The sequence below is a fragment of the Thermoanaerobacterium thermosulfurigenes genome (genome assembly GCF_051201035.1).
GTDB lineage: Bacteria > Bacillota > Thermoanaerobacteria > Thermoanaerobacterales > Thermoanaerobacteraceae > Thermoanaerobacterium > Thermoanaerobacterium thermosulfurigenes.
Window position 1 is genome coordinate 1 of the sequence record NZ_JBPODR010000017.1, and the last position, 12,699, is coordinate 12,699.

14 protein-coding genes are annotated in these 12,699 nt (G+C 36.6%); 1 reads left to right on the top strand and 13 read right to left on the bottom strand.

What is annotated here, in order from left to right; all coding sequences use genetic code 11:
* Positions 1–87: 87 nt before the first annotated feature.
* The 3 genes from HNR52_RS07830 to HNR52_RS07840 are packed head-to-tail and all read right to left on the bottom strand — an operon-like array spanning position 88 to position 2,247.
* Positions 88–537, bottom strand: a complete 450-nt coding sequence (locus HNR52_RS07830) for a PTS sugar transporter subunit IIA (RefSeq protein WP_435620218.1) — start codon at positions 535–537, stop codon at positions 88–90.
* Positions 538–542: 5 nt separating this feature from the next.
* Positions 543–1,475, bottom strand: coding sequence for a 1-phosphofructokinase (gene pfkB, locus HNR52_RS07835; RefSeq protein WP_435620219.1), 933 nt, complete (start codon positions 1,473–1,475; stop codon positions 543–545).
* Positions 1,420–2,247, bottom strand: coding sequence for a DeoR/GlpR family DNA-binding transcription regulator (locus HNR52_RS07840; protein ID WP_013788958.1), 828 nt, complete (start codon positions 2,245–2,247; stop codon positions 1,420–1,422). The genes pfkB and HNR52_RS07840 overlap by 56 nt, the downstream gene beginning before the upstream one ends.
* A gap of 207 nt (positions 2,248–2,454) precedes the next feature.
* Here HNR52_RS07840 and HNR52_RS07845 point away from each other — a divergent pair, with 207 nt between their 5' ends.
* Positions 2,455–3,387, top strand: coding sequence for a hypothetical protein (locus tag HNR52_RS07845; protein ID WP_435620220.1), 933 nt, complete (start codon positions 2,455–2,457; stop codon positions 3,385–3,387).
* On the opposite strand, the gene HNR52_RS07850 is transcribed toward HNR52_RS07845, so the two are convergent.
* From HNR52_RS07850 to HNR52_RS07895, 10 genes are all read right to left on the bottom strand, one after another.
* Complete coding sequence (locus HNR52_RS07850) at positions 3,388–4,572, bottom strand: ArnT family glycosyltransferase (protein WP_435620221.1); 1,185 nt, start codon at positions 4,570–4,572, stop codon at positions 3,388–3,390.
* A 9-nt stretch (positions 4,573–4,581) separates the two neighbouring features.
* On the bottom strand, positions 4,582–4,920 hold the full coding sequence (locus HNR52_RS07855; RefSeq protein WP_435620222.1) for an EamA family transporter: 339 nt from the start codon (positions 4,918–4,920) through the stop codon (positions 4,582–4,584).
* A complete protein-coding gene (locus HNR52_RS07860) occupies positions 4,917–5,288 on the bottom strand; it encodes a DUF2304 domain-containing protein (protein ID WP_435620223.1) in 372 nt (123 codons plus the stop codon). Before HNR52_RS07860 ends, HNR52_RS07855 begins: the two co-directional genes overlap by 4 nt.
* 13 nt (positions 5,289–5,301) lie before the next feature.
* Positions 5,302–6,012: a glycosyltransferase family 2 protein gene (locus HNR52_RS07865; protein ID WP_013788963.1), complete on the bottom strand. Its 711-nt coding sequence runs from the start codon at positions 6,010–6,012 to the stop codon at positions 5,302–5,304.
* A 94-nt stretch (positions 6,013–6,106) separates the two neighbouring features.
* Entirely contained in the window at positions 6,107–6,514 is a 408-nt protein-coding gene (locus HNR52_RS07870; RefSeq protein WP_435620224.1) for a GtrA family protein, read from the bottom strand.
* Entirely contained in the window at positions 6,483–7,451 is a 969-nt protein-coding gene (locus HNR52_RS07875) for a glycosyltransferase family 2 protein (protein ID WP_435620225.1), read from the bottom strand. Before HNR52_RS07875 ends, HNR52_RS07870 begins: the two co-directional genes overlap by 32 nt.
* A gap of 42 nt (positions 7,452–7,493) precedes the next feature.
* A complete protein-coding gene (locus tag HNR52_RS07880) occupies positions 7,494–9,554 on the bottom strand; it encodes a glycosyltransferase family 39 protein (RefSeq protein WP_435620226.1) in 2,061 nt (686 codons plus the stop codon).
* Between the two features lie 302 nt (positions 9,555–9,856).
* Entirely contained in the window at positions 9,857–11,464 is a 1,608-nt protein-coding gene (locus tag HNR52_RS07885) for a hypothetical protein (RefSeq protein WP_435620227.1), read from the bottom strand.
* A 222-nt stretch (positions 11,465–11,686) separates the two neighbouring features.
* Entirely contained in the window at positions 11,687–12,010 is a 324-nt protein-coding gene (locus tag HNR52_RS07890; protein ID WP_435620228.1) for a nucleotidyltransferase domain-containing protein, read from the bottom strand.
* Between the two features lie 45 nt (positions 12,011–12,055).
* Entirely contained in the window at positions 12,056–12,637 is a 582-nt protein-coding gene (locus tag HNR52_RS07895) for a Uma2 family endonuclease (protein WP_013788968.1), read from the bottom strand.
* Positions 12,638–12,699 lie beyond the last annotated feature (62 nt).

Here is a 12,699-nt window from a genome sequence, read left to right on the forward strand (position 1 = left end):
CAGTATTTTATCGCAAAGGCTTTGTTATTTTCTGTATCTAATTTCTAATTTATGCCATAGTATGACGCTGGAAATTAGTTTCCGAAATCACTCATATTTTTTGAAAGCATTTATGACATCCTCGTAAGTCTCAACCCTATTTAGTTCATCTCTCACCTCCTCATGCATTAATGACCTTGAAAGTTTAGCTAAAATCTTAAGATGTAAATTGTCAGAATCCTCAGGAGCCGCTATCAAGAAAAACAGATAAGCTGGTTTTCCATCCATGGAGTTATAGTCTATGCCATATTTCGACTTTCCAAAAACCAATGACGCCTTTTTCACTAAACTGCTTTTTCCATGTGGTATTGCAACACCCATTCCAATGCCTGTGGAAAACTCCTCTTCTCTTTTTAGCACCACTTCCAAAAACTTGCCTTCATCGTCAATGGCTCCTTTTGCTGCCAATGGCTTTATAAGCTCTTTTAATACAGATAATTTGTCTTTTGATTTTAAATCAAATATCATCATGTCTTTATCAAGTATCTCTTCAATCATCGTTATCACCTTTCTATTACTTCAATCTCAACTTTTTCTTTAAGTTCTTCCACATCTTTTAAAGAACACGCCTTAGTGCCTTCCCTCATGATAACTGATGTAGATGCAGATGATGCCATCTTTATAGCTTCTTCTATGGGAAGGTCTTTGCTTAAGCCATAGGCAAAACCTGCCACATAGGCATCTCCAGCTCCTACTGTCCCTTTCACCTGAACTTTTATTGGGTTTACTTTGTAAGCCTTCTCTTTCGTCACAACGGTGCTTCCGCTGCCACCCATCGATACTGCCACAATTGAAATCCCACTTTCAATTATCCTCATGCCTTCTTCAATAATCTCATCAACACTTTCAAGATTTTTCCCTGTCATCCTTCTAAGCTCGTGAATATTTGGCTTTATCATATAAGGCTTTCCTTCTACGCCAAGCTTTAAAGCATCTCCATCAGCATCCAATATGACTTTTACGCCTTTTTCGCTAACTTTCTCAATTATCTGTCTGTAAAAATCTTTATCCATGTTAGGTAGTAGACTCCCTGACAAAACAATCACATCCGATAAATCAGCATGCTCATTTATGCTCAAAATCAGCTTTTCTATTTCATCTCGAGAAACATCTGGTCCAGCTTCGTTTATATCTGTATAAGTGTGTCTAATCTCATCAACTATCTTTATATTTGTCCTTATATCATTTTTTATTTGTACAAAGTTAAACTTTATCCCTAATTCACTTAGGACATTTTCGATGTACTTGCCGTTTGGTCCCATGAAGCCTAAACATTTAACGTCGCAGCCTAAATTTTTCAAGTTTTTTGCAACATTTACGCCTTTACCGCCTGCATCGATTATGGTTCTTGACACCCTGTTTACTGCTCCTAATCTAAAATCATTTACTATTAGCGTCCTGTCTATCGCCGGATTTACCGTCACCGTCGTAACCATCTAATACATCCTTTCCAAAGTTTAGTACATCCACATTGGCCTGCTCATACTTTTTCACTATCTCGTAGTCCAGCTCGTCATCGGTTATAATGGCAGTTATATCGCTTATGTCCGCAAATTTTACGAAAGACTTCTTCCCAAACTTGGTGTGGTCTACAACTGCATAAACTTCATTAGAGACATCTATCATTGCTTTTTTCGTATTCGCCTCTATGATGTCTGGTGTCATAAGCCCGTTTTCATACGATATGGCATTTGCACCGATGAAAGCCTTATCGACTTTAAAATTCCTTATCACCATCTCAGCTATAGGACCTACAAGTGCCTTTGTGTTTAACCTCTCTATACCGCCTGTAACTATAAGCTCAATATTATTGCGGTTTGAGAGCTCTATGGCGATGATAGGAGAATTTGTGACAACTGTAAGATGTATATCTTGAAGCGATTTTGCAATCATAAGCGTAGTAGTGCCAGCATCAAGGATTACAGAATCACCTTCTTCTATGAGTGAAGCCGCTATCTTGCCAATCTGCATCTTTGACGGAAGCTCATAGTCCTCTTTCTCAACAAACGATGGCTCATAGTGTGTATGCGTATTCAATATAGCACCGCCATGTGTCCTCTGTATAAACCCATCTATCTCCAACATCTTTAGATCTCTTCTTATGGTGGACTCCGATACGCCTAAAATCTCGCTAAGCTCAGACACCGTAATGCTTTTATCCTTGCTTAGTATCTCAGCTATCTTCATCCTGCGCTCTTCCCCAAACATCCAATCACATCCATTCAAAATAGATGATAATTATTGATTGATTATGCTCAATTATGATTATACATTGAAAATGTTTTTTTGTCAATCGCTTATATATAAGATTTTCACTTTTTTACTATATTATAAATGTAAAGCTTCATTAATTGTTCGCTTATAATAATATTTTCAAACAGCATCTATTTAAAAATGAAAATGGGGGAATAAAAAATGATAAATAGTTTTGAGAGAGAATACAGGATAGTACCAAAGAATTTTTTTGAAAGTCTATCTTCAATATCCGGTTCACAGTTAAAAATCATAATGTACATAGCAAAGCATACAATAAAGAATGGACGTATTGAACCAGTAAAGCTTACTATAAATGAAATTCAGAAGGGAAAATTTGAAAATGGCAAAAGGATAGACAGTGGCACAGGTCTATCTACAGGCATCATAAGTAAAAGCTTGAAAAATGCCATAAAAGACGGATTTTTGGTGTGCTACGTCGACAACGAGGACAAATTGCGGCAGAAAAAATACTACACATTAAGACAAAATACATCCATCGAAGGCATCACGTACAAATATGACGAAAACGGTAGAATAACCGAATTTTATAATTGGCAAAATATGACAACAAGTGATTCTGCTCATATACCATACATCGACAAAAATGAATACGCAGATAAAGAAAGTGAAAACCGTATTTCAGATAGCGAAATGGTAGATGATGTTAAAAACATTGAAAACATTCCATCTTCAAAAAATGAAGACAATATGATCATATCAGATATGAATGATATGATAGATATTAATTCTGATAGTATATCTATCAATCATATCAATGATATGATGCATCAAAAAAGTGAAAACACACCTAAGTACATAGACAAAAGTATGCTTAAAAATAGGTACCATCTTACAGATGACGAGATGAATTTGTGCATATCTCGCATGAAGGGTAAGGACATAAAATATCCAGCAAAATTTTTAGAAAAAGTCATACAAAACTACTTAAAAGATAAGTCAATACTAAAAGATGCCGCATCATCAAATACGGCACCAAGAAACTACTTTAATTCATACCCACAAAGAAAGTACGACGTAGATGAGCTGGAGAAAAAGCTATTGGAAGTGTCAAGAAAGAGGACTCGACAATAATCACATGCCTTTTTCAAATAGCAGCTTATCAATCACATAAGATGCGAGAATTATGAGAAGCGGCATGATTGAAAACGCATATCTATTAGTCGGTATAAACATAAGCTGAATAAGCGTCAAAAGAATAGCATATAAACCGATAAAGCGTATTTCATATTTTCTAAGAGAATAAAATGCTCCAAGCCAACCTATAGCCATCACAAAGCTGTGAAGAAGATATATATTTCGCAAGTATTGATATTTTGGGTCAAGATCGTACCACATGCTTCCGAAGATTATATTGAACTTGCCTATGGTATACCATTTAAAATAATAGATGGGGCTTTTCTCAAAGCCTTCTATGATGAACTTGATGACATCCGTGGTGGAGCGAATGTTCTGTGGAACATGCTCTATTCCATTGAAGAAAGGGAAGGCGCCTCCTAACATTGGATTCCAAGTTTGAGTTGCAAATAAAATAAGCTTGTGAAGTGTGACAATGTTCCTAATCCACCAAGGTATCATGATAACTATGAACCCGATTAAAACCTGCAAAAAGTTTCTTGCGGTGTAATTTAGATCCCTATTTTGGATGTACATTAAAATGTAAGGTATCACTATAAGCGGTGCTGCAGCAGGTCTTATTAAGATTGCCAGTCCAAATAAGATACCTGTTAAAACATTTATATACGCCTTATGTCTTTTAAGCGCAATAACCTGCAAATACAAATACACCATGAAAACAAAAGTGTACACTGTCTCTGTAAGGATTAGCGTAGATGCCCACACGAATGTAGGATAAATGGCTGATATTGAGGCAGCCATAAGCCCTACTTTGTTATTTTTGATTTCTCTACCTATGAAAAAAATAAGTAAAACCGTCAATACGCTTAATACACTTTGCACGATCCTCACAGCTTGAAGCGGACTACCATTAGAAAAGCCAAAAATCTTGTAGATTAAAGCGAGGAATAAAGGAAACCCCGGTGTCACATAAGCATTTGGAGAATTTGACATATAACCTAAGAAGCCTTTTGTCAAAAACTGTTTCACCATTATGTCGTAATTCTTGGCATCACCTGAAAGGGGCGGCTGAATTACTTTGTAGGCAAAGAGGAATCTCAAATACAAGGCAATAGCCAAAACAGCAATCAATGAAACAGCGACAAAAAACTTCTTTGAACTAAGCTTTTGTTTAATAGCCATGATTACCTCCTATCTTAATGCAATCAACGATGCACCTGCGAAGATGAGAACTACGCCAATCCATCTTGTCATTGGTATGGTCTCTTTAAATATGAGCCACGCCACAAATACTCCTAAAGCATAAGCAGTGCTCTGCAAAGGATAGACGATGCTGAATTTTCCTTTTGCAAGAATGTATAGCCACAAGACAGTAGCTAATGCGTATACTATTATCCCACTTATGACGTACGGCGACATGAGTGACATCAGTACGCCTTTAAAACTGCTGGCACTTCCAATGCCTACTTTCCACAGCACTTGTCCCGTCACCAAAAGCAGGACATTTACTGCAACAAGTACGTATATCAATTGTCTTTGCCTCCTTCTATATCTCTGCTGCTTTTTTCTACCATATTCTTTAATATGGCCACTTCCTGCGTCAGTTTCACAATGCTTTCTGTTTGTTTAGATATTATCAATGTAAGGTGAAAACAGTATGAGATGATAAACAAAAGTCCTAACAAGAATAGGACAGATGGAGCGTAGTATATGTGAAGCGCTCGGCTTAAAAGATTTAAAAATCTCAAATTTGCAGATATGACAATCATCACTACGGAGAAAAATATCCAAAATAAGCTGTACTTCTCTAACAGATTGCCTTTTTTTATCTCAACTATGATTATAATTAAGAACAGTATGCTAAAAATTAAAGAAAAACTGTAGACATTAAAAAACACAAAAAGAAACCTCCTATGCTTTTTGTTGTTCTTTGGTTTTGATGCAGTTTATAAGTATAGCCAGCGTCACCTTTACCATGTAATAAATTGAGCGCCTAAAATTGATAGAAGAACGTCCGCCTAATCTCTCATACATCTCAACAGGTATCTCCATGATTTTAAATCCGCTTTTGCTAAGCTTTGCTACAACTTCAACTTCCGGATAATCTTGAGGATAGCTTTCGCTAAAGTATTTGATGACTTTCCTGTTAGCTGCCCTAAAGCCCGATGTGGTATCATATATGGCTTTTCCCGTTAAAGCTTTTAATAAAAACGTAAAGAAGTATGAACCTGTTCTCCTTAGATATGATCCCTTGTAATTGGTCTTCGAAACATACCTGGACCCTATAACAAGATCAGCCTTATCTTCTAATATAGGCTTTATAAGTTTATCTATGAATCTTGCATCGTGCTGCCCATCTGCATCAATCTGTATTGCTATATCATATCCATACTTGTAAGCGTACTTATACCCTGTCTGCATACATCCACCGATCCCAAGGTTAAAAGGAAGATCTATGACTGTGACACCATTGTTTTTAGCGATAAAAGACGTCTTATCGCTGGAACCGTCATTGACAACGAGTATATCTACATCTTTATTTGTTAACTTTATGTTATTAATGACGCTATCGATTGTCTTTTCCTCGTTGTAAGCCGGAATGATGACAATGACATTTGGCAATTTATTCAACTCCCATCACATTAATACACATTTCATTATATCATAAATTTATCACATAACTAAATTTTGCCTTATTTTTACATCAAAATTTGCGTTAAGCCTTCTTAAACACCCAAAGCTTGCTGCCTATAAAATTTATCATCATTGAAAACAATGTGGCAATAATCTTAGCGGAAAGTACGCCTAAAACAGGTTTTAGTGGATACAGTATGGAGAGAGATACCGCTAATGACACACCATTTACAGCAATAAACTTGAATATTTCATAACCATGTGGAGTTGATTTGTCGCCAAATGTCCAGTATTTATTTATGACAAAGCTGTTTACAACACCACAGCTATAAGATATCACCTGCGCCGCCATGTAGTACATTCCAAAAAACGTAAGAACAGTGAAAACCGAAAAATCCACCAAAGTATTTACTATGCCTACAAGATTAAACTTTATAAACTGTATAATCCCTGCCTTGTTATTCCATCCTTTCTCCTGTCTTTCCATCATCAAACCCCACCTTTCTCGCTATGATGTACAATGGTCTGTCCCTTACTTCATCGTATATCCTTCCGATGTACTCACCAAATGCTCCTAAGACTGAAAAGTTTAGACCAAATAAGATCATATTTATAGCTATGACTGTATTTTCTATCGATACATCAACGCCTGCGGCTTTTAAGACAAGCTCTACAATCAAATACGCAAATCCTGTAACTAACAGAAAAACGCCCAAATTCAAAGGCAATTTAAGCGGTGCATACGAAAACGACGTAATACCATCCATGGCAAGCTTAAGCATCTTTTTAAGTGTGTATTTCGTTTCACCTGCAAGCCTTGGATCTCTTACGTATTCTACACCTGTTTGCTTAAAACCTACCCAGCTTACAAGCCCTCTTATATACCTGTTTTTTTCTTTTATAGAATTAAGCGAATTCATCACATCGCAAACTTTTCTGTCAATAAGCCTGAAATCCCCTGTATCGACTGGTATGTCTACATTTGTAAGACTTTTTAGCAATCTGTAGAATACTCTTGCTGTAAAGAGCTTAAAGAATGACTCCCCTTTTCTTTCCGCCCTTTTGCCATACACAACGTCGTATCCTTCTTTCCACTTCTCAATCATCTTCAATATCACTTCAGGTGGATCCTGCAGATCTGCATCGATGACAACAACAGCATCACCTTTCGCATTATCCATGCCAGCGGTTATAGCTGTCTGATGCCCAAAATTTCTCGAAAAGCTTATAAGCTTCACATTTCTATCATTCATGCTTATCCCACTTAGAATCTCTGCTGACTTGTCATGGCTTCCGTCATCTACAAATATAAGCTCGTAAGTCTCATCAGTTGAGTCCATGACTTTTTTAAGTCGCCTGTACGATTCTTCAATAAGAAGTTCTTCGTTGTACACAGGTATGACAACAGAATACTTTATATGAGACATATCTATCCCTTCTTTCAAAATATTTATGTTCAAGTGTCAATGTCAGTTGACATTGACACCTTTAAGATCATAAAGTTCTCCAAAGTCTCTGCCTCCAAATCCTCCAAAACCATTGCCACTTTGAGTAGAATTTGTGCTGCTCCACTGGCTTGTCGGCACCAATTTTCCATTTTCTCTTACCCAGTTCATTATCTCACTGTTAGAGCCTCTGTCCATGCCACCTGTCATCACATACCTTACTTCGCCTTTTTTCACAAGCTCTTTAAACTGACTTAGGGTTAAAATATTGTCAGATCCTGAAAAGCCGCCTAATGCCATCACAGGTTCACCTGTCTTTATGATTATGCTATCAGCGCTTTGTGATGATGATACGACTAAAAGATACTTTGCGCTGCCTTTGTTTTTCTCAAGGAAGCTTATAAGCTTAGAATCTGCACTGCTATTTATATCTCCGCCTCCGAAAACAAATCTATTTCTACCTGTCGCAAGCTCTAATCCTGCTGATGGCATGGTACCGTTCATAGGATAAAATAGCGTCGTAGCTGACCAGATAGTAGGCGCTATCAAAAGCCCTATTACACCTACTGTAAGCATCGCCTTTTTAACTTTAAATCCGCCATTCTTAGCAAAAGTCATCAATGACAAAACTACTGCCGATCCGATAGAAAGCACTGCAACAGACAACACGATGTACTTTGTAATGTTAGATGTATTGTAGTGGTAGTACAAAATGAGAAGTTCGACTAAGCCGTCAGCCACAAATGATAAAGGCAAAAGCCACGACTTTGTACCACCTTCTTTATACATCTCCCACATTGAAACGATGCCTATGCCTGTAAGTGCCGCTATAGGAGGTGCCATCATCGTCAAATAGTACGGATGGAACATGCCTGTTGTAAAGCTAAAGTATATAAACACAGGCACAAGCCATGAAATCCACAATATCAGAGAAAGCTTCCTACCATCATCAAATGGCCTTTTAAGCCTTTTTCTTAAAAGTTCTGCTAAAAATCCAAAGATCGCCATAGGGAAAAGCCATATTATCTGATCAGACAAGCTGTTGTTTGAAAAAAGCCTCAATATGCTGGCTTTTTCATCTCCGCCGAACATACCGCCCATTCCGCCTCTATTGCCATTTGGCCTTCCAAAATTGCCGCCTGCGAAATTTGGATTTGCACCATTTTGCCCATTAAACCTTGGAAAATTGCCTTGGTTAACCTGAGCATTGAAATTGCCAAAGTTTCTCCTAAATTCTCCACCATTGAAATTTCCTATGCGACCGCCGCCAAATCCACCGCCAAAACCTGTGTTTCTGCCAAGCCCAAGCCTCTCAAGCCCATTGTGACCTATAATAAGCTCTAATTCTGAATTGTCTGTGCTGCTACCTACATAAGGTCTCATGCTTTGAGGAGTCATGTCAACAATGATTGCCCACGAAAGGGATACAATAAGTAACACAACAGTAGCTAATGACAAATAGACGATCCTTTTCTTAAAACTTATCTTTGATGCTAAGATGTACGTTATATACACTGCTGGAATTATCATGTATGCCTCCAGCATCTTTACATTAAAGCCAACGCCTACTAAAAATAAGCTTAACAGCAAATACTTAAGTTTGCCTGTGTCTAAGGCTTTCATAAAAGCTAAAACTGCAAACAAAAGGGTCATAAGGAGCATATTGTCTATTGTATTGTTTCTGCTATCTGCCACAAATACAGGTGTAACCGCCAAAACCAATGCTGATATAAGCCCCGCTGTCTTGCCAAAATACCTTTTAACGAGGACGTATATTAAGGCTACTGATATGACACCTGCTATGGCCTGCGGCAGCAATATGCTTATGCCGCTAAATCCAAATATTTTAGCAAAAATAGTCTGTATCCAAAAACCCAGCGGCGGCTTGTCTATCGTGACAAATCCAGCCGGATCGTAAGATACAAAGAAGAAATTCTTAAAGCTCATGCTCATGCTTTTTACGCCTGCTGCATAATACTGGTTTGCATATCCTTCAATACTTAAATTAGTAAAATTCAATATTGCTGATAATAGTAAGATTAAATATAATCCGATATTGTCTTTGTTAAACTTCCATCTTTTCATAGTCATCCTCCAATCTATTTTTTGCTGTAAGATTATTGTAATAATTTTGTCGCTCATATAAGCTTCGTGTTCTATGTATCTTCGATTCACTTCCCTCGTTTTGCTAACGCCGTCTATGCGTTGTGACGGCTTTCGCTAACGCTCATACGCAAAACTTCGCTACGTTCATCGGATACATTAACGAACACTACGCAATATATTCGCTCATAAAATTATTACAAATTAAGTACTTGCTTGAATTCTATCGTTCATACAAGCTTATTCCATATATCTCAATATAACCTCAGAATGTCTTATAAGTTTCAAATAGTTGTGTGAATTTCGTGTGATTCTAAATCTAAATCAAAAGTACATACCCTATTTAATACAGCCACATCGTAAGATACTTTTACAAGGTAAATCGCCATCACAACATTTGCCAATGAAACCATCATAGGTATAAAACCAAAAGAATTCCTTAAACTTCCAAACAAAACATAGTACATATTTAAAAAGCTTGTTATGCTGAAACCAGCAAAAAGCCCAAATAGCCTCATGTCTTTTACATACAAAAATGCTATTATCGCCAATGTTACAGCAGGGAAAAGGTACCTCTCATGCATCCCTGTAGAAAATGTAAATACACCTGCAATCTGAATTAAAGCTGCTAAAAATGACAATTTGCTGTTTTTCCCTTTAATGTATATAAACCATGAAAATGCAGTCGTTAGAACTATGAATAAAAATCCCCATGTGCTGTAGCTAAATACAAACAATTTTGTACCAGAATTGACATAGTTTGCTCCCAGCAATCCATAGAAATTAAAGCCATTTACAGATGCGTATGGATACTCTGAAATGGTCTTTTCATACAGCTTAAATATCCACAAAGGATCTTGGCCTATGGCAAACGGCACTAATACTATAACTGCCGTAACCAATGACGCCACAAAAGCCTTTAAGAATTTTTTCAGACTTCTTTCATTTACAATCTCAAAAAACAGGACTGGCGCAAATATGATTCCCTGTGGCTTCATAAGCACTGCCGCGGTGAAAAACACTGACGAAAGTCCCAGCTTTTTCTCTGACAAAAAGTACACCGCTATTATTACAAGCATCGTGAAAAATGAGTCTACCTGTCCCCAAGCAGATGAATTTATGAATACGGCCGGATTGAAGATGTACAAAGTCGATATGAATGTACTTATGCTTTTTGCAAAATGCTTATTTGCTATTTTGTATATGATGTAAGATGATACAATATCAGCTAAAATCGATGGAAGCTTTAAAATCACATTGTAGTAATGTAATAGATTTCCGATTGATGCTATCTTGCCTATGAAATAAAGCACGTAGATGTAAAGCGGTGGATAATCACAGCTTGGAGTATTTTTATAGAAGTTTAAGATGTCCTGCGATGCAGACTGTGCCCAGCTTCTAAAAAGCCCTATATCTCCTGAAAAACCTTCAATAGTTGCAGCTATGTAAAGACGCATGAAAAATCCTATCAAAAATAGTAAAGCTATGATAAATGCATCACTTTGGAAGTCAAGCTTAAACTTTTTATTCTTCAAAGCATAATAGCTTAAAACAAACAGTAAAAACACTACCGTCGCGTATGCCATTATATACACGCCGTGCTTTGATGATGTCCCCCTAAATCCTCTAAAATCTGCTCTGCTGCGGGGCATTTGCCATTGTGATTGGCCATTTTGTCCATTCCCTTGAGAAAAGTTGCCTCTTTGCCAGACGCCTTGATTTGTGCTTCCACTTCCCCAACTTCTATTTGTGCTGCCCTGTGTGAAACTGTGCTGAAAATTCCCTCTAAACCCTTCTGTGCTTCCACTGTAATGGTAAAGAGAGTATACGCTTAGAATTACAGACAAAGCCAAGACAAATGCCAAGCTGTACTTTAGCACCTTTTTACCCATCGCCTTATCTCCTTTTCTTTTAATCTGCCTATAGAAATTATAAGACTTAAATGTTGCAAAAAAATTAAAAAAATGTGTGATTTCTGTGTGAAAAAAAAGCAACCAGCATACGCTGATTGCCTTTTTTCAATGAAATATAAATCATAATTTCAACAAGCATCAATTAACTTTTTTCTTGACGTATTCGTACATGGCTTCAATAAAATCGACAGCATTATGAAGTCATCCATAAGCTCTTATGCCTTCTTTCTGAACATTTTTGTAAAATGGAAGCATCTTCACATACTTATTATAATTCTGAACACTTTGAACATATATGGAAACGACAATATTGTACTTTAATGATAAATCAACCATAATATCCGTTATTTTATCATCATGCTTTTTAAGATCATCTTCTTTTTCATCAACTAACACCATAATATCTACATCAGAATCGTACGTAAAATCTCCACGAGCATAAGAACCGTACAAAATAATTTCATTGAGTTTCTGATAAAATAAATCTCTCATTCTTTTCTCAATATCAGCAAACATTTGTTTCATTTTTTATCATTATATATATTCTCCACAAAAATCACACCTTGCCATTTAATTTTGAAAGATATCCTTCAATTCAATTTCAAATGATTCAAAAATCCTAAACTTTATATTGTCTTCTTCTGAATACACTTCAGGTCTTTTGTATTTGCCATCTTCACCTAAATAGTAAGACAATACAGTTTTTTCATCAGGAAATACGATCCAATACTCTTTTACCCCTGCTTTCTCGTACAAATAGAATTTTTCCTTTAAGTCTCTCTTTAATGTTGAAGGAGAAACTACCTCTATAATCATATCTGGACTTCCTTTACAGCCTTTATCATCCAGCTTACTTGGATCACACACTATCACTATGTCAGGCTGAACTACATTTGTCACATCATCATCGCTAACATTTTCAGCAAACAATCTTACATCAAATGGAGCGCTGTAAACTTCACAAGCCTTTCCTTTTAGATAATTATGGATAGAGGCAAATAATTCTCCTACAACTTTCTGATGCTTCCGCGTCGGTGATGGACTCATATTATACGGAACTCCTTCTATAAGCTCCCATCTCTCATCATTAGTCCAGCTCAAATAATCTTTATATGTGTATTTTATATGTTCATCTTTATCTGCAACTGCCATATTATTTCACCTCTTTTAATAACAAAACTATCCGAATATACTTTATAATAATTATACCACTA